The sequence below is a fragment of the Microbulbifer sp. A4B17 genome (assembly GCF_003076275.1).
Taxonomy (GTDB): domain Bacteria; phylum Pseudomonadota; class Gammaproteobacteria; order Pseudomonadales; family Cellvibrionaceae; genus Microbulbifer.
This window is the reverse complement of record NZ_CP029064.1, coordinates 817,521-841,461: the sequence shown is the minus strand read 5'-3', so window position 1 is coordinate 841,461 and position 23,941 is coordinate 817,521. Positions and strand designations below refer to the sequence as shown.

The 23,941-nt window shown below is 51.7% G+C and carries 21 protein-coding genes and 2 tRNA genes; 2 read left to right on the top strand and 21 right to left on the bottom strand.

Translation table 11 applies throughout. The features are described from left to right. Positions 1-28: 28 nt before the first annotated feature. From BTJ40_RS03825 to BTJ40_RS03770, 11 genes are all read right to left on the bottom strand, one after another. On the bottom strand, positions 29-409 hold the full coding sequence (locus BTJ40_RS03825) for a hypothetical protein (protein WP_108731850.1): 381 nt from the start codon (positions 407-409) through the stop codon (positions 29-31). 151 nt (positions 410-560) lie between these two features. After that, positions 561-1,079, bottom strand: coding sequence for a hypothetical protein (locus BTJ40_RS03820; protein WP_157953872.1), 519 nt, complete (start codon positions 1,077-1,079; stop codon positions 561-563). Positions 1,080-1,241: 162 nt separating this feature from the next. Then, a complete protein-coding gene (locus BTJ40_RS03810; protein ID WP_157953871.1) occupies positions 1,242-1,514 on the bottom strand; it encodes a hypothetical protein in 273 nt (90 codons plus the stop codon). A gap of 251 nt (positions 1,515-1,765) precedes the next feature. Further along, on the bottom strand, positions 1,766-3,400 hold the full coding sequence (gene aceF, locus BTJ40_RS03805; protein ID WP_108731846.1) for a dihydrolipoyllysine-residue acetyltransferase: 1,635 nt from the start codon (positions 3,398-3,400) through the stop codon (positions 1,766-1,768). A gap of 17 nt (positions 3,401-3,417) precedes the next feature. Then, positions 3,418-6,087: a pyruvate dehydrogenase (acetyl-transferring), homodimeric type gene (gene aceE / locus BTJ40_RS03800; RefSeq protein WP_108731845.1), complete on the bottom strand. Its 2,670-nt coding sequence runs from the start codon at positions 6,085-6,087 to the stop codon at positions 3,418-3,420. Positions 6,088-6,534: 447 nt separating this feature from the next. Continuing rightward, on the bottom strand, positions 6,535-7,113 hold the full coding sequence (locus BTJ40_RS03795) for a class GN sortase (RefSeq protein WP_108731844.1): 579 nt from the start codon (positions 7,111-7,113) through the stop codon (positions 6,535-6,537). Positions 7,114-7,115: 2 nt separating this feature from the next. After that, positions 7,116-9,473, bottom strand: a complete 2,358-nt coding sequence (locus BTJ40_RS03790; RefSeq protein WP_238152124.1) for a marine proteobacterial sortase target protein — start codon at positions 9,471-9,473, stop codon at positions 7,116-7,118. A gap of 256 nt (positions 9,474-9,729) precedes the next feature. Beyond that, entirely contained in the window at positions 9,730-10,056 is a 327-nt protein-coding gene (locus BTJ40_RS03785; protein WP_108731842.1) for a YceK/YidQ family lipoprotein, read from the bottom strand. 212 nt (positions 10,057-10,268) lie between these two features. Continuing rightward, the gene (locus BTJ40_RS03780; protein WP_108731841.1) at positions 10,269-11,372 is read right to left on the bottom strand and encodes a phosphoribosylaminoimidazolesuccinocarboxamide synthase; all 1,104 of its coding nucleotides are present in this window, start codon (positions 11,370-11,372) and stop codon (positions 10,269-10,271) included. A gap of 91 nt (positions 11,373-11,463) precedes the next feature. Next, the gene (locus BTJ40_RS03775; protein WP_108735160.1) at positions 11,464-12,549 is read right to left on the bottom strand and encodes an AI-2E family transporter; all 1,086 of its coding nucleotides are present in this window, start codon (positions 12,547-12,549) and stop codon (positions 11,464-11,466) included. A gap of 23 nt (positions 12,550-12,572) precedes the next feature. Next, positions 12,573-12,851, bottom strand: a complete 279-nt coding sequence (locus BTJ40_RS03770) for a sulfurtransferase TusA family protein (RefSeq protein ID WP_108735159.1) — start codon at positions 12,849-12,851, stop codon at positions 12,573-12,575. A 207-nt stretch (positions 12,852-13,058) separates the two neighbouring features. Between BTJ40_RS03770 and BTJ40_RS03765 the strand changes: the two genes are divergently transcribed. Continuing rightward, entirely contained in the window at positions 13,059-14,567 is a 1,509-nt protein-coding gene (locus BTJ40_RS03765; protein ID WP_108731840.1) for a M48 family metalloprotease, read from the top strand. A 71-nt stretch (positions 14,568-14,638) separates the two neighbouring features. Here the strand turns inward: BTJ40_RS03765 and nadA are convergent, their stop codons facing one another. Beyond that, positions 14,639-15,691: a quinolinate synthase NadA gene (nadA, locus tag BTJ40_RS03760; protein WP_108731839.1), complete on the bottom strand. Its 1,053-nt coding sequence runs from the start codon at positions 15,689-15,691 to the stop codon at positions 14,639-14,641. 163 nt (positions 15,692-15,854) lie between these two features. Here nadA and BTJ40_RS03755 point away from each other — a divergent pair, with 163 nt between their 5' ends. Further along, the gene (locus BTJ40_RS03755; RefSeq protein ID WP_108731838.1) at positions 15,855-16,967 is read left to right on the top strand and encodes an NAD(P)/FAD-dependent oxidoreductase; all 1,113 of its coding nucleotides are present in this window, start codon (positions 15,855-15,857) and stop codon (positions 16,965-16,967) included. 93 nt (positions 16,968-17,060) lie between these two features. Here BTJ40_RS03755 and BTJ40_RS03750 read toward each other — a convergent pair whose 3' ends face one another. From BTJ40_RS03750 to ybgF, 9 genes are all read right to left on the bottom strand, one after another. Further along, positions 17,061-17,435, bottom strand: coding sequence for a hypothetical protein (locus tag BTJ40_RS03750; protein ID WP_108731837.1), 375 nt, complete (start codon positions 17,433-17,435; stop codon positions 17,061-17,063). Beyond that, positions 17,410-17,901, bottom strand: a complete 492-nt coding sequence (locus tag BTJ40_RS03745; protein ID WP_108731836.1) for a hypothetical protein — start codon at positions 17,899-17,901, stop codon at positions 17,410-17,412. The genes BTJ40_RS03750 and BTJ40_RS03745 overlap by 26 nt, the downstream gene beginning before the upstream one ends. 260 nt (positions 17,902-18,161) lie before the next feature. Next, entirely contained in the window at positions 18,162-19,133 is a 972-nt protein-coding gene (locus BTJ40_RS03740) for a hypothetical protein (RefSeq protein WP_108731835.1), read from the bottom strand. Between the two features lie 682 nt (positions 19,134-19,815). After that, a complete protein-coding gene (locus tag BTJ40_RS03735) occupies positions 19,816-20,823 on the bottom strand; it encodes a hypothetical protein (protein WP_108731834.1) in 1,008 nt (335 codons plus the stop codon). A gap of 395 nt (positions 20,824-21,218) precedes the next feature. After that, positions 21,219-21,294, bottom strand: a tRNA-Lys gene (locus tag BTJ40_RS03730). Between the two features lie 106 nt (positions 21,295-21,400). Continuing rightward, a tRNA-Lys gene (locus BTJ40_RS03725) sits at positions 21,401-21,476 on the bottom strand. A 132-nt stretch (positions 21,477-21,608) separates the two neighbouring features. After that, positions 21,609-22,286, bottom strand: coding sequence for a 7-cyano-7-deazaguanine synthase QueC (gene queC / locus BTJ40_RS03720; protein ID WP_108731833.1), 678 nt, complete (start codon positions 22,284-22,286; stop codon positions 21,609-21,611). Positions 22,287-22,321: 35 nt separating this feature from the next. Next, entirely contained in the window at positions 22,322-22,981 is a 660-nt protein-coding gene (gene queE, locus BTJ40_RS03715; RefSeq protein ID WP_108731832.1) for a 7-carboxy-7-deazaguanine synthase QueE, read from the bottom strand. Between the two features lie 106 nt (positions 22,982-23,087). Further along, entirely contained in the window at positions 23,088-23,927 is an 840-nt protein-coding gene (gene ybgF / locus BTJ40_RS03710; protein ID WP_108731831.1) for a tol-pal system protein YbgF, read from the bottom strand. Between the last annotated feature and the right edge of the window lie 14 nt (positions 23,928-23,941).

The window sequence follows — 23,941 nt, the reverse complement described above, 5'->3', positions numbered from 1 at the left end:
CCCATGCGCCCGGGAATTTTTATTTTTACTATTTTCTCTCTTTCTTCCAACGAGCACCGGGAAAGACCATTACATACAGTCGAATTAACAACCCCATCGGCACACAAATTAAAATCACAATAATCCCTAAAATTGCGCGCATATAATCGCTACCCTCTTCGTGTTTCTCAGCACGATCCCACAAATAAGATTGATAGCAGTGATCAGGGCCATCCACCGGCATCAAGGTGTAATTAATAACCCGCTCCAGAAACCTCCAATAGCGTCGAAAACGTGTCTCTGTCACCCTTGAGAAATAACCACAACGCGCAGATATAGTTGCATCGGGGTTGCCACCAGCAATGGCATTCCCCAACTGATCCACGGCAACAATAACATTTCGAAGCCAGCTTTTATTGGCACCTCTCATTATTAAACCTGCTTAAACTGGCACCTGAATAATGTATTTCAGTTTTAATTTCACTCTCTCCACAAAATAATAATGGAGTAAAAAGGGTTGGGGTTACCCCAACCACCATATCAAATGGCAAGCTAAGTAACACCATCGGTAATCACGCCGTTCAGTAGAAACTGTAACTCAGCTCAAATGGAGAGTAAGCCCCTGCACACCAGTCTCCTGTATCCAGCTGGTAACAGTGCACACCCTCGGCAATACAGTTATCTAGACTTCCCATATAGGGATCACCAGCCAGGCAAAAACGCGGGAATGCGGTGAGCTCATCCGGCGGCACCGGAGTGGTCTTGTAAGTGTAATAAGTTGCCGTACCAGTAAGGTCATAACCAAAACCGTCGGCCACGCAGCCCGCCAGGGACTGCGCTACAAAAATAAGAAAAAGAACAATTCTACCTTTCATAGGATATACAACGCCTTCCACCGGAAATATCAAAACATCGGGCACTGGGCGGGCAAATAGAACCCGGCGCCAACTCCTCAGATTCCCCCGGGCAGCTTGTTGGAGACGCAGGTGCATCTGGTACATGGGAGGAATGAGAAGAGTGAGAAGATGGATAACCCCGGTACTCCGCATGGCGGGGAATGGGCGGGCTTGCGGGATAAACCACTTGATTGCGCGTATCATGGGTTCCGCAACCCTCAAGGAATACACCCATCGACAAGGCGGAAATAAATATCGCAAGTTTTTGCATGGTAGCGCTCCGTATCAGCACCGCGCGGACAAAATCCACGCACTTTTAGATCCGGCTATTTCGCAACAGCTCCACACTGGGCTCGGCTACTATCGTTAGTAAACCCGCAATATAGGGAAAAACCAGGCCATGGAGTCCTGCAAACTATCTACGCAATCCGCCGCCTCGCATTCGCTATTGGCGGGAAGGGGTTGTGGGTATTTTGTGTGGTTGCTGCCGACTTCCACAAAGCTGGCGCTTTGTCCGGCAGCCTCTGCCTCATAAAAGAAAGGGTCTTCACCCTCCACTTCGTCCGCAGGCAAAAACAAGCAGCCCTGCATCGCAAATACCGCCACAAGCGGCAACGCGAATTTCCTTGTAGGTCCCATAATCCGACACCTCACATTTTCAGTGCTGCGATGATAGTAGCCTCTCTGTGAGTCTAGCTGCCGAGGCATTAGCAGCCAGCAACCCAGAATCGATTTGCGCGTAAATCATCTTATTGATGTTTTTCGCGGTAACATCTGCAGCTTTCAAGACCCGCAGAGGCATTACGGAGTTATTCAGAGGCTCCTTAGTCCTGACTATAAAAAAAGCGGCCGATTGGCCGCTTTTTTTACTGACTTTAACTCGCTGGCAATTACAGCAACAGTCTGCGCACATCCGCCAGCACGCTGACCAAGTAAGTCATAAAGCGTCCGGCATCTCCGCCATTTACCGCGCGGTGATCGTAGGATAGCGCCAAGGGCAACATCTGCCGAGGCTCAAAGTCCTTGCCGTTCCACACCGGCTTCATCGCCAACTTGGAAACACCGAGGATACCAACTTCCGGGGAATTGACGATCGGGGTAAATCCGGTGCCGCCGATAGCCCCCAAACTGGAAATGGTAAAGCAGGCGCCCTGCATCTCGTTGGGCTTCAGCTTGCCATCGCGGGCTTTCAGGGCCATTTCAGTGGCCTCGGCCGCCAACTCGTACAAGCCTTTCTTATCCACATCGCGGATAACCGGCACCATTAAGCCTTTGGGTGTATCTACTGCCATACCCACATGTACATAGTCCTTGCGCACAATGTGCTCGCCATCGTTGTGCAGAGACACATTAAAGCTAGGCTCTGCACGCAGGGCTGCGGCTACCGCTTTCAGCAGGAAAGGCACTGGAGTGAGCTTTACTCCGCGCTTCTCAGCCTCGGCCTTCATGGACTTGCGGAAGGTTTCCAGCTCTGTGATATCCGCATCGTCAAACTGGGTGACGTGAGGCACGTTGAGCCAGTTGCGCGACATGTTAGCTGCGGTGATCTTGTGGATCTTGCTCATCGGCTCCACATTCACCGGGCCAAACTGGCTGAAGTCGATATCCGGCATCTTGGCGATACCGATTCCACCGCCGACACCAACCGCGCCGCTTTCAGCTTTCTTCACCTGCTCACGGATGTAATTATGCAGATCGTCCTTGGAGACCCGGTTGCGCGGGCCGGTAGGCTTCACCTTATTCAAGGTAACACCCAACTCGCGGGCCAGTTTGCGCACGGCCGGGCCGGCGTAAACCTGGGCTGCTGCGGTGAGGTTGCGCTCCAGCTGATAGTCTTTCTGCGGCACTGCCGGGGGCTCAACAGACGCAGATGCCTGCTGTGGCGCGCTCTCGGCAGGCGCTGTCGCTGCAGGGGCTGCAGCGGGCGCGGCGGCGCCTGCGGCAACTACTTTCAACACGCCCAGGATGTCACCCGTGGAAACCTTATCGCCTTCTTTAACCGCGATAGAAACCACGGTACCGGCGCTGGGGGAAGGCACATCCATAGAGGCTTTATCACCTTCCACCACAATCAGGGAGTCGCCCTCTTCGACTACATCACCGGGCTGCACACTGATCTCGATAACATCAACCGCATCGGCACCACCCAGATCCGGGATCTGGATCGTTTCCTCTTTCGGCTCACCGCTCGGCGTTGCCGCAGGGGCTTCAGCCACAGGCTCTGCAACCGGTGCAGCTTCTTGCTTGGCAGGGGCCGCAGCGGGCTCCTCTGCCGGTGCTTCCGCCACATCGGTTTCGATCTCCCCAATCACATCGCCTTCGGAGACCTTATCGCCCTCTTGCACGCTGATGCTGAGGATTTTACCAGCCACCGGGGCCGGCACATCCATGGAGGCTTTATCGCCCTCCACCACAATCAGAGAATCCTCTTGCGCGACGGTATCACCGACGGCAACCGTAATTTCAATCACATCCACCTGATCGGCACCGCCGAGATCAGGCACTTTAATGACTTGTTTTGCCATAGGAGTTCTGCCTTCTCTTAGCTGATGCGCGGGTTAACTTTTTCGGCGTCGATATTGAGCTTCACGATTGCTTCCGCAACCTCTTTAGCATCAATAACACCCTGCTTGGCCAAGCCGTTCAGTGCAGCGATTACCACGTAGTTGCGATCCACTTCGAAGAAGCGACGCAGCTGCTCGCGGCTGTCACTGCGGCCGAAACCATCGGTACCCAGGGTGGTCAGCTCACCGTCGATAAATTCGCGCAGTGGCTCCACATAGGAACGGATGTAGTCGGTGGAGGCGATAACCGGGGAGGTATTGCCTTCGAACTGCTCAGTGATCCAGGCTTTGCGCGGCTCGGCTTCCGGGTGCAGCATATTCCAGCGTGCCACGTCCTGGCCTTCACGGGCCGATTCCACAGCGGAGGTGAGGCTCCAGACATCGGAGGTCACACCGAACTGGTCGGCGAGGATATCCGCCGCTGCCAGCACTTCGCGCAAAATAGTACCGCCACCAATCAGCTGTACATGTTTCTTCGCCGCTTTGCCCTTAGCGCCTTTCTTGACGTTGGACTGCAACTTGTAGATACCGCGAATAATGCCCTCTTCCACGCCCTGAGGCATTTCCGGCTGCAGGTAGTTCTCGTTCTCGATGGTGATGTAGTAGAAGAGGTTCTTCTGCTCTTCGTACATTTCTTTCAAGCCGCGCTGCATAACCACTGCCAGCTCGTAACCATAGGCAGGATCATAGCTGCGGCAGTTGGGGATAGTGGAGGACAGTACGTGACTGTGGCCATCCTGGTGCTGCAGACCTTCACCATTCAAGGTGGTACGGCCGGCGGTAGCGCCGATCAGGAAGCCGCGCGCCTGCATATCGCCAGCGGCCCAGGCCAGGTCGCCGATACGCTGGAAGCCGAACATTGAGTAGTAGATATAGAAAGGCACCATCGGCACGCCGTGGTTGCTATAGGCCGTGGCCAACGCCATCCAGGTGGACATAGCACCCGCTTCGTTGATGCCCTCTTCCAGCACCTGGCCTTTCTTATCTTCCTTGTAATACATGATCTGGCCGTGATCCACCGGGGTGTAACGCTGCCCTTGGGAGGAATAGATACCCAACTGACGGAACAGACCTTCCATACCAAAGGTACGGGCTTCATCGGGAACAATCGGCGCGATGTTTTTGCCGATATTCTTGTCTTTCACCAACGCAGCAATCGCGCGAACAAATGCCATGGTGGTGGAGATTTCGCGCTCACCGGAGCCCTTGGTCAGTGCGCTGAACGCATCGAGGTCGGGGACTTCCAGTTTCGGGCACTCAACCGGGCGACGGGGAACCGGACCACCCAGGGCCTTGCGGCGCTCCGCCATATATTTCATTTCCGGGCTGTCCGGAGATGGGCGGTAGTAAGGAACTTCTTCCAGCTCTTTATCGGTGAGCGGAATGGCAAAGCGATCGCGGAAACGCTTGAGGGAATCCAGATCCAGCTTCTTCACAGAGTGGGTGTCCATCGCCGCTTCACCGGCGGAGCCCAAGCCGTAACCTTTAACGGTCTGGGCCAGGATCACGGTGGGCTGGCCTTTGTGGGCCATTGCCGCCGCGTAGGCTGCGTAAACTTTGTAGGGGTCGTGGCCGCCGCGATTGAGCTTCATAATCTCATCGTCGGACATATCCTTAACCAGCTCCAGCAACTCCGGGTATTTGCCGAAGAAATGCTCGCGGGTATAAGCGCCGCCGTTGGCCTTGAAGTTCTGCATCTCGCCATCGACCACTTCGTCCATGACTTTCTGCAACAGGCCCTTGTCATCTTTCTCCAGCAGCGGATCCCATAGGCGACCCCAGAGTACTTTGACAACATTCCAACCGGCACCGCGGAATACGCCTTCCAGCTCCTGCACGATCTTGCCGTTGCCGCGTACCGGGCCGTCCAGACGCTGCAGGTTACAGTTAACCACGAACACCAGGTTTTCCAGTTGCTCGCGGCCAGCCAGGGAGATTGCGCCCAGGGTTTCCGGCTCGTCACACTCACCGTCACCAAGGAAAGCCCACACTTTGCGATCGCCGCGCGGGGACAGGCCGCGGGCAGATAGGTAGCGCATAATGTGCGCCTGGTAAATTGCCTGGATCGGCCCCAATCCCATGGAAACTGTGGGGAACTGCCAGTATTCCGGCATCAGCCAGGGATGCGGGTAGGAAGACAGGCCATTGCCGTTCACTTCGCGGCGGAAATTGTCCAGCTGCTCTTCATCGAAACGCCCTTCCAGGTAGGAACGGGCATAAATGCCCGGTGCGCTGTGGCCCTGGAAGAAAATCAGGTCGCCGCGTTCCTCGCCTTCATTACCACGGAAGAAGTAGTTGAAGCCCACATCGTAGAGTGTGGCCGCAGAGGAGAAGCTGGAGATATGGCCGCCGAGGCCATCATTATTCTGGTTGGCACGTACCACCATCGCCAGGGCATTCCAGCGAATCAGGGAGCGAATTCGACGCTCCATAAACAGGTCGCCAGGCATACGCTTTTCCGCATTGGGCGGAATGGTATTGCGATAGGGAGTGGTGATTGCCGCAGGCAGCTGTACGCCTACATCGGTAGCGCGGTCAGACAACTGCTTCAGAAGGAAGGCTGCGCGTTCTTTGCCGCTGTAGCGGATAACCGCTTGCAGCGCATCCAGCCACTCCTGCGTTTCGAGGTTATCGGTATCTTCGTGCATCAAGTGCTCCTCGGCGAATTAGGCGACGTCGAGTCGGTCTATTTCTCAAAAATCGGTACGCGGGCAAACTACAGCGCAGGCAAAAAAAAGCTTCCTTTTTTTCTTGGTTCCGCCAATTCACCAACTTTGTTGGCGTAAATGCAAAGTTTGTGAATCTTTACTCGAATATGACGGAGAGGAAAGCGGCGCAATTGATTGCCGCAAGTGCCTAGTTTGACTGTGATTATCTGTTCCGGGGCCCGCGCAGACTGGCGGACAAAACCCCATCCCGGTTGTTAGCGGAAGGGATTGTAGTATTACTACAAAAAATTTTCCAGATAGGACGGTTAGTAACAAATAAAACAAAAGAGCAAAACAATTATTTGCCGTTTGGCCGTTTCACCGGAACATTTAGTGGATTTTTTGAGAAAACGAACTACAAAATCGAGTCTCAAATAAAGATATTGGTCACAGCTGAACCAGCTCCCCACCGGGCTGATATTCAGCGTAGACCAAGTAACGCAGGGAGCCGCCAGCGGCCAGGGCGTTGAATGGGTAACAGGTCACCAACAACAATCCGCGCTCGGCAAAGATGGGCAGGCGCTCGCGCTCACTATCCACAATCCGCATTTCCACAACCCGGTAAGTATGCCAGCGTCCGCGCTTGTCCTGCAGGTAAATGGAGGTACCCCGCCCGACATGCTCCAATCCCGCAAAGTGAGTATCTCGATGAGCGGCGATAACTGTAGTGCGAGACTCACCGGGACTGCCGGATCCAGACAAGAGGCCGGGTCCAAAGGCCAGCGCCTGCCCACTCCCCCCCGCCAGAACAACTAATGGCGACTGCCCTTCCAACTTTAACTTGGCCACTGGCCAGGTGTCCGCCCAGGGCCAGGGCTTTTGCAGAGCCCCGCCCTGTAGCTGTTCTTCCCAAGCACTATTAATCAACACTTGGGCCAATTCGGCCTTGGCCAGGAGCCAGCTGGCGGAACCCAGCTGCCACAACCCCGTTCCCAAGCAAAGCATAAAGAGCAGTGAGCGAGCCACGCTTACACACCTCCCCGTTGCAGAGGATTAGCGCCGCTGGATTGACGGGGGTCCGGTAAAATCCTGCGCAGGAAGGAGCGCAGGGCTCGGGTCAAGTTGCTGCGCAAGGCCCGACCGCGCTGGAAGATCGCCGCAAACATCAACAATACCGCCGCGGCCAATAACTGCCCGTAGAGACCTGTAGCTGTTTGCGGATAGGCCTGGCGCTGTAGCACTTGCCCTTTAGCCACCATATTGGTGACCGAGCTGCGAGATAACTTCTCTTCAGCACTGCGTACAACTTCCTCTTCGACTGCAACAAAACTGGTGTAGGGGCTGGCAAGTTGATGCCTCAGGGCAATCTGTAAAATCTGTTCGCGCAGAGCCAGGCCTGCATCCGAATGCTCTCCAGACTGAAGCTGCCGGTCCCGCAGAGAATCTATCTTGCTGCGCGCCCAAACACTGCCGATGCCTGAAGTATCGCTACCACTCTCTACTTTGAGAGCTAGTTTGCGTACGAACTGTTTACCTGCCATTCGGCCCCGCAGCTGGATATCTCCCTGCAACAGGTCACCCTGCACCTTTGCCACCAACTGCATAGGCTCACCGTTATAGAGATCGGGAATACGCTTGGGGTAGGCATCCGCTACGACTCCCTGGGGCCAATTGAGCTGCAGGTCTGTAGCCATAGGATTTTCCAACTTGGCAAACAGGGCCTGCATACGCTCGCGAACTTCGGAAATATCACCGATGGTGACGAAAGTACCGCGACCAAACTGAGCGGCTTTGCGCATAAAGTGGCTATTGGGGGCCGAACCAATACCCACAGTAAACAGCCGAGCGTTATGCAGGGATTGACTAATTAACTCGAACAGAGCCCGTTCATTGCCCACGGCGCCATCAGTGATAAATACCACCTGCTGAACGGTGCTGGTATCGTCCTGCATCTGCTGACCGAATGCCATCCTCAGGGCGGGTGCCATTTCTGTGCCCCCTTCAGCATTCAGGTTTTCTATTTCCTGGCGTGCACGGCGAATATTCTCAGCACTCGCCGCTATCGGGCGCGGGAAAAATGCGCGGGTCGCACTGTTAAATTCAATAACATTAAATCGGTCATTGCTGTGCAAACGAGCAAGCGCCAGGGTAAGGCTCTCCTTCGCCTGGCGAATAGAGTTTCCAGACATGGAGCCGGAAGTATCGATTACATAAATCACTTCCCTCGGCAAACGCTGGGCGCCAGTGCCATTATTGGGCGGTAGCAACATAACTTGTAAATAAGCCCCAGCCTGCTCTTCTCCCTCTTGCGCTGCAATTTTCTCGCTAAACAGCGCTGCACGCGGCATAGCAGAAGAGCGCGGCTGCCAATTCAGCAGAAAATCCCGATCCATCACCGCAGTTCCATCGCGCAGCTGTATCCGATAGCGACCGTCACCCCGGTTATCTATATCAATCTGGTGGTAGGGGCTATCGATTTTTTCTAACGGCAGACCGCCGTGCAGATCCACATCGATAGAAATATTATGGCTACCCAATCTCTGTAACTCCCGCGCTGACTGCATAAACGGAGTTATCGACGCAGCATCCGACACCTGGTCAGTGGGCAGAGCCCAGCCGCTACTCTCTGTCACCAGCTCCAGCTCATCGCCGTTCAATACCTGGGGAGGTATTGGCTTGCCAGGGATATAACGCGGGGTCAATGTAGTGGGCATACGCAGTGAAAAAACGCCGCTGTCATAATTCACCGGCTGCAAGTAGCGGATATTTATTTGTACCATCTCATCGGGGGCAATATTGGCCACTTTATTAGTGAACAAATTTGGGCGCTGCTGCTCAAGAAGAGCTGCACGCTTACCCGCCGCACGAGCAGCCTTGTATATTTTAGCGGCCTCTTTTCGCTCGCGTACCTTACCGACAATGCGGCGCTCCCCCACCTGAATTTCAAGCCCCGCCACCGCAGCGTGCTCAGGCAGTGGTAATGCATAAACTGCTTCCTGCCAGCCGTCGGTGGTATTCTTAAATTGCTGCTGAAGCTCTACTTCCGCTACCAGACCCCGCACGGAAATACTGACCCGACTTTTCAGGTGCACCGCTGGAATATACTTTCCGGACTCATTGCCAGTAAAAAGTAAGTCCCCGCCCTTTACATCGTCCAGGGTAACTGTCTCGGTGAACTCCTGCTGGATCGCATCACCCACAGAGGGAATCTCCTGGGCATTGACCTCTGCACCGATTGCCGCAATAACTACCGCCAATACCACAACGACAAATAACAACCAGCGCCCCACCCCACCGGTCTTCTGGCGGCGACGATAATACTCCTCTGTCGGCAACATCAGATCGTCTTTATGAAACCGCTGCCCAAATAACATCACCCTGTTCACTAACTTCCCTCCACTTTTAAATTGGATGTTGAAGTTATTAAAACGGGAGAAGCGGGCGAAAACGGGCAGGAAATTGGGCAAAAAGGAAAGGGAATTATGGCAAATTGTGGCAGCTACAAAAGACCGGCGCTCTCGCCGGCTTTTACTGGCCCTTCAGGATAATAATTCAAGCCCCCCACATTCGCGTAGAATGCCTGATAAGCAATCCTGTACTTTCAATTAATGTGCATAAAATTGCTACGATCTCAAATGGATACTACGAACGGATATGTTCTCGCAATTCAAAGTTTCCATATTTGCTTTGGGTGTAAAGAGTAATCGGAAGCACAGCTGTATCCAGCACTACAGAGAACATTGAGTCAACTACAGTACAAGCCAAAATGATGTTACCAAAGTTCTTAGGTTTGGAGTTCATTTTACATACATTGTAAGCCACGCCACTATATACGCGCGGCATATTATTGCAGTATGAACCTTCCCTCATTAAAGCACTACCCACCGCATAGTTGTCGCGACCAACAGTTTTAACTGTACCGCAGCCAACCATAGTCAAAGCTAGGACAATTACGATAATTTTTTTCATTTCAACTCCCTTTATCTTTATTTGATTTAGCCTAATTCAAGCAGCGATCTTAGATACATACCATAGGGAAAGTTCACTTTTAGGTTATCTTCTACTTAAGGGTTTACCTTGGTATATACCCACAGTTTTTTGCCCGTTATATTCAGGAACTGAACCAAATAATTGTCAGGCAAAAAACTGCGCAAGCGCCGGTTGTTTCAATCAGGCCCGGATCAATCGACCAAACCATAATCCTTGCGCAGCACTTCGAGCAGCTCCGCTTTAGGATTATCAGATATCTCCAGTTTCTTACCGATAATCTTCTCAGCAATACCCACATAGGTATTGCTGAGATCCATCAACATGGATTGGGGCAACTCGTTATCACGGGCCAAAGCCTGGCGCTCATCCATGCGGTCTTTATTTAACAGGATATCGGAATCCGGGAAGTGGTCGAGCAGGGCCTGACGGAAACCTTCTTTGGAGTTTTCCACAACCTTGCCAGCGCTGTATTGTTCACCGTCCCAGATTCGGGAGGAGTCCGGAGTGCCCACCTCGTCCATATAGATCAGCTTCTCTACACCATTGGCATCGGTGACATAGCCGAATTCAAATTTAGTATCGACAAAGACTTGGTCGAGCGTTCCCAGCTCCGCAGAAATCAAATCGAAACCTTCTTTCAGTAGCTTCTCGTACAGGTCGATATCGCCTTCCTTGCGGAAGCCGAAGGCTTCGAAATTGTCTTCGATATTCTTGCGGGTGACATTGACATCGTCCGCTTCCGGCACGCCGGGGATACCCCTGAGAATGCCTTTGCTGGAGGGGGTAATGAGCAGCTCAGGCAACTTCTGGTCTTTCTGCAAGCCATCGGCAATCTCGATTCCGCAGAACTCGCGCTCGCCCTTCTGGTAGGAACGCCACATGGAGCCTGTGATGTACTGGCGGGCGATTGCTTCAATCATAACTGGGCGCGCCTTCTGTACAATCCAGACCAGCGGATGCGGGATATCCAGAATATGGCTATCAGCCAGGCCCTGCTCTTTAAACAGCTTGAACCAGTGGTTGGAAATGGCATTTAGTGCCGCGCCCTTGCCAGGTACGCCACGCATACCACCTTCGCCAGTCCAGATACAGTCAAACGCGGAGATTCGGTCGGAAATCACCATCACTGCAAGGGGGGTGTCTGGGGAAACCGGGTAGCCTTTTTCCTTAATCAGGCGACGGCTATCCTCTTCGCTCAGCCAGTAAACGGAACGGACCTTGCCACTGTGGATAGGCTTGTCGGTGCGGATCGGCAGGTCATTATTGACTGCTAGAACTTTGTCAGCCAGGCTCATGGGCTCTCACCTATTTGAAGGGACCAAATAAAAGAAAGCGCGGCATTCTAGCAAATGCCGCGGCCTGCAGACAAAGAAAGATATCGGGCAATTACTCAGAGCTTCGCCTAGCCTCCCATTCGACCTGGTGCTCATGGGTGGGCCAGGCACTCATAATGGCCTTGAGCAAGGTCGCCAGGGGAATTGCAAAGAAGACCCCCCAGAACCCCCAGATGCCGCCAAAGAACAGCACCGCGAGAATAATAGCAACCGGGTGCAGGTTAACTGCCTCGGAGAACAGTAGTGGCACCAGTACATTTCCATCAAGCAGCTGGATAATGCCGTAGGTCATCATCAGGTAGAAAAACTCATTGCTCCAACCCCACTGGAATAGCCCAATGGCCGCAACGGGTATAGTGACAACGGCTGCACCGATATAGGGAATCAAAACACTAAAGCCCACAGCTACCGCGAGCAGCAGGGCATAGTTCACCCCCAACAGCAGGAAAGCGGCATAGCTGACAGCAGCGACAATACCAATCTCTATCACCTTGCCACGTACATAGTTAGCCACCTGGTCGTTCATCTCATGCCAGATCTGGTGGAGCATAGGCCGCTCTTTCGGCAGAAAAGAAGTGCACCAGCGAATCAGCTGCTCCGCATCCTTGAGGAAGAAGAACACCAGAATCGGCACCACCACAACGTAGATCAGCAATCCGGCAAAAATAGGCAGGTTGGTAAGGGAAAAGGCCAATAATGTCTGCCCAAGGCCGCCCAGCTCGCTGCCGAGGGTGTTGAAGATTTCATCGATCTGTCCGGCAGAAATTAAACGCGGATAACGCTCTGGAAGTAACAGTAAAAGCTCCTGGCCGCGCTGTACCATATTGGGCAACTCCGCCCCGAGGCGCACCAGCTGGCGCCAGATAATTGGTAGAACCACAAATAGCAGGGCCACAATGGTGCCCACCAGCACAACACAGGACAGGGTAACGGCCAGCCAATGGGGTACATGCCAGGACTTCAGCTTTTGCACCATGCCCTGCATCAGGAAAGCGATCACCAGCGCAGTGAATACCGGGGCCAGCACCGCCCCCAGTGTCGCCAGAACTACCAGTGCCAGCGTTAATATCAAAACCAGAAGCACCACTTCTTCCTGACTGAAGTAGCGGTTAACCCAGCCTTTTACAATCGATAACATAGACTCTCGGGGTTTGTCTTTATTCATTTGCCAGCGTACAGCCAATATTGAAAGGTATTATTACGCCGCTCGGCACGGAGCAGAGGTCTACCACTTAAAGAGGAAAAACTGTGGAAATCTCGCCAGGAACCCTCATCTGTGGCGAGTATGCAAAGCAGTGTTCCCTCAGGGTGCTCACGCAGTGCGCGACGCATGGCCAGTAACGGTTGTGGGCAGGGCAGATTTCTTGCATCCACAATAGCGGCCGCGTCCCAATCCGGAGTCGGAGCGTCGGGCTCATTGATAGAAGAAGTTACTGACATTGCCTTTTCAGTCACAAACCAGAATTGCCGGGGATTATAGCGCGAACCAGACGCCATAACCCGCACAGACTTTACGCTTTTTAACTTTCCACCTGGCGTAAGTGTGAACCTTTTATGGTCCACTAAGTCCAATCCTCGACAGTCCAACGGGGTAGCGTATAGAGTTGGACTATAGATCCTTCATGGACAGACCGAGCAGTAATCAAGATGACTGATACCCAAAATAGCCTGCTTCACCGGACACGCTCCCCAGCTATCCTCCATCGAATTCGCGCTGGACTGCGCACTCTCAGTATTGGCTTATTACTCGGCACTGTGCCGATCGCCGCTGTAGCGGACAGCGATGAGATACGCCTCCCCGAACTTGGTGACAGGACCAGCGGCGTCGTCTCCCACACCCAGGAAAAAGAACTGGGACAGATGTGGCTGCGCATATTCCGCAGCCAGGTTCGCACTTCCAGTGACGCGCTGATCCAGCAATATGTCGAGGGCATGGTCAAGGAATTGGTAGAGTACAGCCCGCTGGAAGACAAAGAGATTGATGTTGTCGTTGTAAGCAACAAAACCATGAACGCCTTTGCGGTACCCGGCGGAGTCATGGGTATTCATACCGGCCTGTTTCTATTTGCAGAGCGTGAGGACCAGTTTGCATCGGTGGTTGCCCACGAATTGGGCCACCTCAGCCAGCGGCACTACGCCCGCTCCCTGGAAGCACAGCGCAACAGCACAATTCCCACCTTAGCCGGCATGCTTGGCGCCCTGGTTCTGGCAGCTACCGCCGGCGGTGAAGCGGGGATTGCAGCCATGAGTGTTACCCAGGCCGCAGCCCTGGATAACCAGCTGCGCTTCAGCCGCAAGAATGAGCAAGAGGCAGACAGGGTCGGCATTGAAACCCTGGCCAAGTCCGGGCGCGACCCAGAGGCTGCAGGAGAAATGTTTGAGCAAATGCTCAAGGCCACACGCTACTACCAGCGCCCACCGGAATTTCTCCTGACTCACCCCGTTACAGAAAAGCGTATTGCTGATGCCAAGTTACGGGCACAGCGTATGGAAAAGGTTGCCCCCAAAGAAAATCTCGACTATCACCTGATGCGCTCGCGGGTGCGCCTCACCACCGAGCCAACACCTCAGCAAGCCGTTAAGCGCTTTAGTGCAGAACTCAACGGTATCAATGACAACGAGGATGCTGCCCGTTACGGCCTGGCCCTGGCCCAGGTTGCCGCAGGTAAGCCCGACTCTGCTCTGGACACCCTGCAACCCCTGCTGGACAAGAAGCCCTCCAAAGCCGCTTATGTACTGGCAAGGGCAGATATCGATCTGGTGCGAGAAGACTACAGCAGCGCCACCAAGCGCCTGCAGTGGGCCCTGGATCGCAATCCCGGAGACCATGCCTTAATCATGGGGCTCGCCAATGCCCACTTTAAAGCTGGCAACTATTTGGCCGCCGAGCGCCTGCTGGCCAAATACAGCCGCACACGGAAAAAAGATCCGGCAGTTTGGTACTTGCTCGCGGAAACTCACGGCCTGGCCGGGGATATCGTCGGTGTGCATGAAGCCCGTGCTGAGTACTACATCCTAAACGGCATATTCGACAAGGCCTTACAGCACCTGCGTCACGGTATTCGCATGTCTCAGGACGACTACCAGACCCACGCGATCCTGGAACAGCGCCTCAAGGACGTCCTGAAAATGCAGGAGAGAATCGAGGAGCTGTAATCCCTCTCTCTAACGAAAAAGAGCGGCCAATGGCCGCTCTTTTTGTTTTCTTAGCGCTATTTCCTCAAGCCTTAGCCTTTGCGGAAATCCAGCATTCTCTGCAGTGGGATCATCGCCTTGCGACCCAGCTCTGGATCTACAAAAATCTCATTATCACCGCGCTCCAATACCCCACACAGATTCTCCAGAGAATTCATCGCCATCCAGGGGCAGTTAGCACAGCTGCGGCAAGTCGCCCCAGCACCGGCTGTCGGCGCCACCATCAACTCCTTATCCGGGCACTCCTGCTGCATTTTGTAGAAAATGCCCTGGTCGGTTGCCACAATAAATCGCTTCTCCGGGCGGGTCTTGGCTGCGTTAATAATCTGCGAAGTAGACCCCACCACATCAGCCAGGGCTACCACAGAGGCGGGGGACTCCGGATGTACCAAAACCACAGCATCGGGATAGAGGGCCTTTAAGTCCTCGACACCCTTCGCCTTAAATTCCTCATGGACGATACAGGAGCCATCCCAAAGCAGGACGTCGGCACCTGTTTCACGCTCCACATAGCCGCCAAGATGCTTGTCCGGTGCCCAGAGGATTTTTTCCCCGTTGGCATCAAGGTGATCCACTACATCCAAGGCAATACTGGAGGTTACAACCCAGTCAGCCCGTGCTTTCACTGCCGCCGAGGTATTGGCATAAACTACCACAGTGCGGTCCGGATGCTGGTCGCAAAAGTCAGAGAATTCTTGCGGGGGACAGCCGAGATCCAGGGAGCAGGTTGCCTCAAGTGTCGGCATCAATACTTTTTTGTTGGGGGTAAGGATTTTGGCAGTCTCCCCCATGAACTTAACACCAGCCACCACCAGGGTATCCGCTGAATGCTGGGCACCAAAACGAGCCATTTCCAACGAATCAGAAACACAACCCCCAGTCTCTTCAGCCAGGGCCTGGATCAAGGGATCGGTATAGTAGTGTGCGACCAATACTGCATTCTGTTCCTTTAGTAAGCGCTTAATACGCTCACGCCATTCTTGCAGCTCTTCTTCGCTATATTGTGACATTACCGGCTCCGCCAGGTGCGCCTGCACCAAAGAGCGAGAATCTACATTGTCTGCGGCAATGGACTTCTGAGTCATGACTAACTTCCAGTCGCGGAAAAGCGCGTATTATAGCGCAATGGAACGACACCACCACGCACCCTTTTGACAGTGATATTTATCTGTTGTTACAGGCAAAATAAGCTCTGGGGTTTTATCATGGATGCCCCTTCAAAGTTCTCAGTTAATCAACAGGACCGCTATGGAAACACTGGATACCGTAGTAGTCGGCGCTGGCATATTGGGGCTGGCCTGTGCCTACCAATTGAGCCTGACTGGCCGCAATGTGATGGTACTGGAACAACACAGCGCCATTGGGACTGAAACCAGTGCGCGCAATAGTGAAGTCATTCATGCCGGACTCTACTACCCGACCGGAAGCTTGAAAGCCCGAGCCTGTGTCGCCGGTAAATCCATGCTTTATCAATTTTGTCGGGAATACGATGTTCCCCATAAAAAAATCGGCAAGCTGGTTGTCGCCACCGATAAATCACAGCTCGCAAAGCTGCACGCCCTCAAAACCCAGGGGGATATTAACAACGCAGGGGGACTTCGTTTACTCAGCGCCACTGATGCCCAATCTATGGAGCCGGAATTACGATGTGTTAGTGCAATCCACTCACCGACGACAGGCATAATCGATAGCCACGGCTTAATGCTGGCCCTTGAGGGTGCCCTGGAATCCAAGGGTGGTGAAGTGGTACTCGAAACCAAAATTGCCCGAATTGAAGTCTCTACAGGTATATGCCAGTTGGTGATGGCGGATGGCTACAGACTGAAAACCAACAACCTGATTCTGGCCGCCGGCCTTCACACCAGTTTGCTAATGCAAACCATTGATAGCAAAGCAGTAAAAAAAGAAATTCCCAACACTTACTTTGTCAAAGGCAGCTATTTCACTCAATCGGGCAAAGCGCCCTTCTCCCACTTAATTTACCCACTGCCAGAAAAAGCCGGCCTGGGTATTCACCTCACTCTAGATTTAGCCGGAGGGGCGCGCTTTGGGCCGGATGTAGAGTGGGTCGACACCATTAATTACAAAGTAGACCCAGGCAAGCAACAAAAATTCTATAATAGTATCCGTCGTTACTGGCCCGGTGTAATAGAAAATACATTGCAGCCTGGTTATGCCGGCATTCGCCCCAAAATAGTTTCCCAAGGAGCCCCCGCCGGAGATTTCCAGCTCTACCACAAAAAATTCTCTGGCAAAACGCAATTAATCGCTTTCTTTGGTATTGAATCCCCCGGGCTTACCTCGTCACTATATCTGGGAAAAATTGCGGCAGAAATTATCGGAAAAGTGCCGAAAAAATGAATTTTCAAGCAACAGCAATCTCAATACACTTTCGATTATCAGTAAAGACCGAATATATTGACGACACTTTCAAGATACAGAAAATAAAGTCAACTATTGTATTATATCTCCCTGGTTACTACTCCCTATCTGAGTTGCTACCGCCACCTGGTTATCATTCATTTGAACAGTAACATGAATATTGGAAGATCCTAATTGGGTAGTGGTGGCCGATCCAGTACTCAACCCCAGTTGAGAAACCTCTGCATAATTCATATCCCCACTCTGGAAGGTGGTAATATTGGAGGAAACTGCAAAGCTCTGCCCCACCAATGCCTCATTTAGCGTTCCGTCTTGTACAACACTTATAACGCTCGATTCAGTCAGGTCACCCTGGAATAACTCAGCACTATTCTCACTCCCAAACTGGTCAATTAATCCAGTGCTATCAAGAGCAAAATCTTCATGAACAGCCTGTGCAAAATTCATCGTTCCTGACTGCGTAACAGCGACCGTTCCCTGTATTCCCCCCCACGTCCACCTGCGCAGCAACGGCCTCATTATTAGAGCCCGACTGAATAACAATGGCACTGCCGGCGACAACAAAATCATCTTGTACCACCCAACCCAGATTGCCATCGCCAGATTGACTAATCAGAGCAATACTCTCAGATACTTCTGCAATCTGCTCAAGAATTGCCTGGTTCATCAAACCAGCTTGCTCTACCGTACCCGTATTCAAATCCGTGAGAGCCCCCTGTAAAACGGATACCTGGTGGGAATCCCCGCTTTGGGTTATCGAAACTGTATTGCTGGTACTGGTAGGATTTGACTGATCCACTGTTGCCAGATGCCCAACTCCCTCCTGCTCAATGTCTGTCATATTATTGCTGCCGACAGCATGGACACTAATGGTAAGCGAAGCGACTGCAGTCAGTGAAATCCAAGTATTCACTTAATCAATTCCCTGTAACAAATCTCAATCCTTTTACTTAAACTCTGAAACAAAAAAATTCTATAACAGATTCTATATCCCCCTAGAAGATTAGTGCTAGAGACGTAAATTAGTAGTGCGAAATCAATAGAAATAACAACTTAGTCTTCAAAAAACCATCACCCAGGCACAAAATTGAGCGAAAAGAAAAAAAAGGGGGGGCTTACATCTACTTAATAAGTATTACTTCTCCAAACACAGGTGCAAAACCCCAATAAATTTTATTGGAAAATAAATCCAATATTTGAAGTGCCGTTTTGTGTAGCAACTGTGGTTTTAGAATCCAGCATTTGTTGAGTCATATGTTGATTTAGATCACCTAACTGAGTAATTGTTGCATTGCTTAACATATTACCAACCTGTTCTATCTCCGCCATATTACTTGTACCATTTTGCAATATAAAACCCGTAACTGATGTCATACCAAACTGTCCGAGCATTGCATTATTCGTAGTGCCCAACTGAGTAAGTGTGGCGGTGGCGAAAGAGGTACCCCCTGCTTGCTGGGTAATTCCCATATTCATGGTACCTGACTGGTTTACACTGCCAACAGTAGAATCGACTACAGCTTGCTGAACACCACCACCGAAGTTTCCATCTTCCGACTGACTCACATTTACAGTACTATTAGTAACTCCATCGTCCTGTAGAGCCCCTCCAAAATGCCCATTACCTATTTGGGCAATTAGAACAGTGTTTGCGGTAACCCCATTTTCTTGGTCGGAATCAACCTCATTCATATCACCAGACTGAAGGACATTAATGGAAGAGGAAAATACTCCCATTATTTGCTCACTGACAAAGAGATTTTGATTGCCAACTTGGTCAACAGAAATAGAGCTGTTCTCAACAATACTCTGCTGCCCAATTTGAGCCATATTATCGTCGCCAATTTGGTTCAGAGTAATATTGCTCGCCAATATATCAAAAACCTGTCCCATTAGAATCGCATCATTCATATTACCAGTTTGGGTTACTGCAATATTGGAAGCTTCCGTATCAGTCTGGGTGATAGTCATAAAGTTCATTTCACCCGTTTGATTTAACTCCTGAGTAGAACCAATTGACTCAAGTTGCTCAGCTGTCGTGTCGTTATTATTTCCGACCTGATTGATCTCCAGCGAACTGGCCTCAGTAATAAACTGCTGAAAGGATTCAGCCATATTGCCATCGCCCTCTTGATAGTGGGTCATGGTATTGCTAACAGCATCGCTGGCCTGGGTCGACGATGAAGTATTAGCATTACCAATCTGGGTAACATCTATCAGGTTCCCAATGGCCGTAGGATCAACCTGATTGGCATTAGCTGTGTTACCAATACCCTACTGACCCACTATTGTCGTATTATTACTGGCTATAGCGCCACCACTCACTGCAGTCAATATCACTAGAGCTACTGGCTTAAACTTCCTCATAATTCAATCCTTAATTAACTATTCAAGCTTTTCTCGGGACTCAATCTAGAGGGCCTCATAGATAGCACCAACACCAATACATATGTCCGCATAAAACCTGAAAAAATCCAATTCAGCGCCATCCCAATATCGAACAACAGCACTCATTAAACGGAACACTAAATTCCGCCAAAATCGAATACCGTGATATTGAGACAGGCGTAAATATTTATGCAAAAACCCCCAAAAAGGGATTCACATGTACTGGCACTGGGTCACTTGCGATACTGAACGACTGAATATTTAGAAACTATTCTCAAATCTCTGATCAAGGGCCGACCAACTACTGGGTAAGAGTTAACGATAAGCAGCAATACCGCTATAAGAAGGAAGTGGGGAAAAATTAGGAATAAAGTTTAGAGTTAATTATCTGCGCCACCAGAAGAAGTGCTTAGCAGCGCAGAAATTAAAGAACTGACTGTCACTGTAAAATTGTGCCGGTATTACTCACCCCAGACTGTGTCGCTATTGCCGTCTCTGCGGTGCCAGCTTGCGAAGTGGCATATACATTGGAGGTACCCGATTGAGATATTGAGGCTACTCCGGTAGTGATATTTGACTGATTGATATCCGCATCATTGAAATCGCCGACCTGCAACACTGTAGCACTGGTGAAAAAGGCACTTCCTTGATCCAGCGTAGCTACATTCATATCGCCAAACTGGTCGACAAGCATACTTGAATTTTCAACAGTAAACTCCTGTTCCAGGGTCGCCATATTATCATTACCCATTTGCAACAAGTTCATCGTAAGGAAGCTGACTCCACCGAACTGATCCAAGGCCGCAATATTTCCAACGCCATCTTGAATACCAACCATCGAACTTGAGCTGGTATTTAAGTTTTGATTAACGTCCATCTGGTTCATCTGGCCAATTTGTGTGGCCAACAAAGTAGAATTGACCGTCTGCTGCTGTAGAGCAAAGCTGGGGCCGACAATGTTCATATCTCCCTGCTGATTTATCGTCATAGTGCTCGCATCAACACTGAAACTCTGCACATTATTATCAACCAGGTTCATGTTACCTACTTGATTAACAGTCAAACTACTATTCGTCACAGTGCCCAGCTGGGTACTCATCACAGTATTGGCATTACCTGACTGGAACTGTTCAAGTTGAACATTAGTTAGACTGGCTAAAGCAATATTGTTGAACTGTTCCGCAGTAGCAATATTCCCATCCCCAATCTGGGTCTGAATTACCGTCGCCGCCGTTACATCTGTGTATTGCTCAGCGACAACCTGATTACCGTTACCAGTCTGGGACTGTATCACCTGACTAAAATTGACCGCGCTATCGGACTGATCTGCCATAGCGCTATTTCCAATCCCATTTTGTTCAACAATGGTGGAATTATTATCCGCAAAAGAGGAATGACTGAATGCCACCAAACAGATTGCGGCAGTTATGGGGGTTACGGTTTTCATCTCGGCAGTCCTTATCTGGTAGAAAATATTTCTCGTTAAAATCAGCTCCCTTACCTATACAGATCGAACCGCACTACTCAGAAATCAAACCCATAACATCGAGGCAAGTACCATTCACCTTAACTGGTGACACGGAAAACTTGAGGAGATATCACCTTCAAAAAGCGCAACGCCACTCTCAGCGGCAGAACCTTTAACATCAGTTAGCTGGAGATCCCTGGCCACTGTACCGAGACGCAAGTCAAAGGCTCATTAATTATTATCGGCAAAAGCTAAGCCATCTATAGGAAGAAAGTGCCCAAGAACTGGGTAAAAGGTTTGTAGAAAAACAGAAACACAAGATCTTTGTATTTGAGTAATATCTAAAAAAATAAATATTGGGAAAATAAGAGAGATGGTGGGTCGTGCTGGATTCGAACCAGCGACCAATTGGTTAAAAGCCAACTGCTCTACCAACTGAGCTAACGACCCCCAGGGTGGTTGGACGAACTTGGTAATGGTCCAACTTGGGATGCTTTTACATTCGCGCAAAATATGTAAAAGCCAGGTGGGCTGCCTTGGGCATCCCTGTCGAAAATGGTGGGTCGTGCTGGATTCGAACCAGCGACCAATTGGTTAAAAGCCAACTGCTCTACCGACTGAGCTAACGACCCTTTTCGATGCCTCGTTGTGAGGAGCTGCGTATCTTACGGATCTATTTCGAAAAGACAATACCTAACTCGAAAAAAAATCTAACAAATTTAAGGAGTTAGGTATTTGCTCAAAAAGTTGACGCCAACGGCCAATCAGGAAGCGTAAACCGTAGGGTCCTCCAGGCCGGCCTTGGCGAAGCCCGCAGCCCTCAGTCGACAACTATCGCAGCGGCGACAGGCAGCACCATCCGGCAGAGCTTGATAGCAGGACACTGTTAAACTGTAGTCCACCCCTAAACGGGCCCCTTCGGTGACAATATCCGCCTTACTCATATCCATCAGTGGCGCACGTATAGACAACTTCTTGCCCTCGACACCGGCTCTGGTAGCCAGGTTGGCCATCTTCTCGTAGGCCTCAATATATTCCGGGCGGCAGTCTGGATAACCGGAGTAATCCACGGCATTCACACCCACAAAAATATCCTGAGCGCCCAATACCTCTGCCCAACCCAGGGCAATAGATAGAAACACCGTGTTTCGCGCCGGTACATAGGTTACCGGAATGCCGGTGGTTTCCTCTTCGGGTACTTCGATAGAGTCATCGGTCAGCGCTGATCCGCCGATTGAGCGCAGGTCGAGCTTAACCACCTTGTGCTCAACGGCCCCCAAGTCCTTCGCCACCTTTTGCGCAGCCAATAGTTCCGCCTCGTGACGCTGACCATAATCGAAGCCCAGGGCGTAACACTCGTAGCCCTCAGAGCGAGCCATGGCCAGTACGGTGGCTGAGTCCAGGCCACCGGATAGCAAGATTACTGCTTTCTTTGCTGTCATTTTTTCCTCTTTTCTTGATGTGGCGCAGCGGCGCTTTATACGCCTGGGATGTCGCCCCACAACAGCTTGTGCATTTGCATCTGCATACGCACCGGTAACCCATCTTCCAGTATCCATTCAGCTAGCTGGCGCGGCTGCAGCTGCTCGTAGCTGGGGGAGAAAAGCACCTCTCCAACCCGCTCAGGTATGCGGTACTGATCCAGGGTAAATCGAGCCCAGTCGTAATCCCCGCGATCACAGATAACAAACTTGATCTGGTCCTGGCGGGTGAGTACTTGCATATTCTCCATACGGTTGCGGTGCTGCTCCCCGGAGGCCGGCGTTTTCAGGTCGACCACTCTCGATACCCGTTCATCCACTTTATCCACAGGCATGGCGCCACTGGTCTCGAGGGACACCGCATAGCCCGCATCGCAAAGCGCCTTCATCAGGGGAAAACAATTGGGCTGGGCCAGGGGCTCACCACCGGTAACGCACACATGGCGAGCGGGATGGCTCTGTACCTGCTGCAAAATCTGCTCCAGCGTCATGCGCTCGCCGCCATAAAAGGCATACTCGGAGTCGCAATAGGTACAGCGCAACGGGCAGCCCGTCAGGCGCACAAACACCGTAGGAAGGCCACTTTCTCGCGCCTCTCCTTGCAGGGAGTAGAAAATTTCACTGATTCTGAGTGATTCTTTGGAAAGATCGGTCATACACACCCAACACAAAAACGCCCGAGTGGCACATGCCACCCGGGCGCGGGATCATAGGCTTTTTCTGCTCAAAAAACCAGCGATGACAGTCAGTAGCGACTGGTGGCTACTGGAAGTTCTCCTGCAGATACTTCTTCGCCAGATTGGACGCTCTGGCGTCACTGGCTGCCACCTGCTCCAGCAGGTTGCGGGCTTTTTGTTGGTCGCCCAGCTGGTGGTAAACAGTACCCAGCTTGTAGCGGCCATCCCAGACTTTGCTGGAATTGGGGTAACCGTCAAGTAAGGCTACGAACCACTCTCGCGCCTCTTCCAGGTTGCCCTGAACCAGTGCAATCTCACCCAGCCAGTAATTCGCGTTCGGAGCGTACTGACCATTGGGGAAGTCCTGCAACAGGCTTTTGAACTCTTCACTGGCGCCACCGTAATCGCCATTGCGGGCCAAACCAAAGCTGGCCTGGTAGCGGTCGCGCTCACTCTTGCCGTCTTTCGGCCCTTGGGGTTTAGGCGGCATTGCTGAGCCCCCCTGCCCTTGCATGGACGAAGCACCGCCTTCAGCGGTTGACGGCGGTTGAGCCGCTGGCTCTGTACCACTCAGGCGCGCAATACGCCGGTCCAGATCCATATAATCTTCAGTGCGCTGCTGCTTGAGACGCTTTATCTCATGGCGCAATTCTTCAACTGTGCCACGCAACTCCCGCACTTCCTGCTGCAAAACCTGCATCTGATAGTAGGCTTCGGCCTGAGGATTACCCTGTGCTCGGGGTGGTGACATACCGGCACGGGCGAGCTGTGTCGGAGCACTGCTATCCGCTTCATCGGTATAAATAGTGGCCGACTGGTCCTGGCTTTTAGAAGACAGGTCTACAATCGGGGCCTGGGAAAATACCGGCGATGCCGCAGCCATAACTGCTGCGGCGATCGCTAGTTTTCTAATCGTTAAAGCCATTGGCATCCATTTTT

Coding starts and splice junctions, on each gene's coding strand:
- BTJ40_RS03825 (WP_108731850.1), bottom strand. CDS start 409: ATGAGAGGTGCCAATAAAAGCTGGCTTCGAAATGTTATTGTTGCCGTG.
- BTJ40_RS03820 (WP_157953872.1), bottom strand. CDS start 1,079: ATGATACGCGCAATCAAGTGGTTTATCCCGCAAGCCCGCCCATTCCCC.
- BTJ40_RS03810 (WP_157953871.1), bottom strand. CDS start 1,514: ATGGGACCTACAAGGAAATTCGCGTTGCCGCTTGTGGCGGTATTTGCG.
- aceF (WP_108731846.1), bottom strand. CDS start 3,400: ATGGCAAAACAAGTCATTAAAGTGCCTGATCTCGGCGGTGCCGATCAG.
- aceE (WP_108731845.1), bottom strand. CDS start 6,087: ATGCACGAAGATACCGATAACCTCGAAACGCAGGAGTGGCTGGATGCG.
- BTJ40_RS03785 (WP_108731842.1), bottom strand. CDS start 10,056: ATGAAAAAAATTATCGTAATTGTCCTAGCTTTGACTATGGTTGGCTGC.
- BTJ40_RS03780 (WP_108731841.1), bottom strand. CDS start 11,372: ATGAGCCTGGCTGACAAAGTTCTAGCAGTCAATAATGACCTGCCGATC.
- BTJ40_RS03775 (WP_108735160.1), bottom strand. CDS start 12,549: ATGTTATCGATTGTAAAAGGCTGGGTTAACCGCTACTTCAGTCAGGAA.
- BTJ40_RS03770 (WP_108735159.1), bottom strand. CDS start 12,851: ATGTCAGTAACTTCTTCTATCAATGAGCCCGACGCTCCGACTCCGGAT.
- BTJ40_RS03765 (WP_108731840.1), top strand. CDS start 13,059: ATGACTGATACCCAAAATAGCCTGCTTCACCGGACACGCTCCCCAGCT.
- nadA (WP_108731839.1), bottom strand. CDS start 15,691: ATGACTCAGAAGTCCATTGCCGCAGACAATGTAGATTCTCGCTCTTTG.
- BTJ40_RS03755 (WP_108731838.1), top strand. CDS start 15,855: ATGGAAACACTGGATACCGTAGTAGTCGGCGCTGGCATATTGGGGCTG.
- BTJ40_RS03750 (WP_108731837.1), bottom strand. CDS start 17,435: ATGAATTTTGCACAGGCTGTTCATGAAGATTTTGCTCTTGATAGCACT.
- BTJ40_RS03740 (WP_108731835.1), bottom strand. CDS start 19,133: ATGACCCACTATCAAGAGGGCGATGGCAATATGGCTGAATCCTTTCAG.
- BTJ40_RS03735 (WP_108731834.1), bottom strand. CDS start 20,823: ATGAAAACCGTAACCCCCATAACTGCCGCAATCTGTTTGGTGGCATTC.
- queC (WP_108731833.1), bottom strand. CDS start 22,286: ATGACAGCAAAGAAAGCAGTAATCTTGCTATCCGGTGGCCTGGACTCA.
- queE (WP_108731832.1), bottom strand. CDS start 22,981: ATGACCGATCTTTCCAAAGAATCACTCAGAATCAGTGAAATTTTCTAC.
- ybgF (WP_108731831.1), bottom strand. CDS start 23,927: ATGGCTTTAACGATTAGAAAACTAGCGATCGCCGCAGCAGTTATGGCT.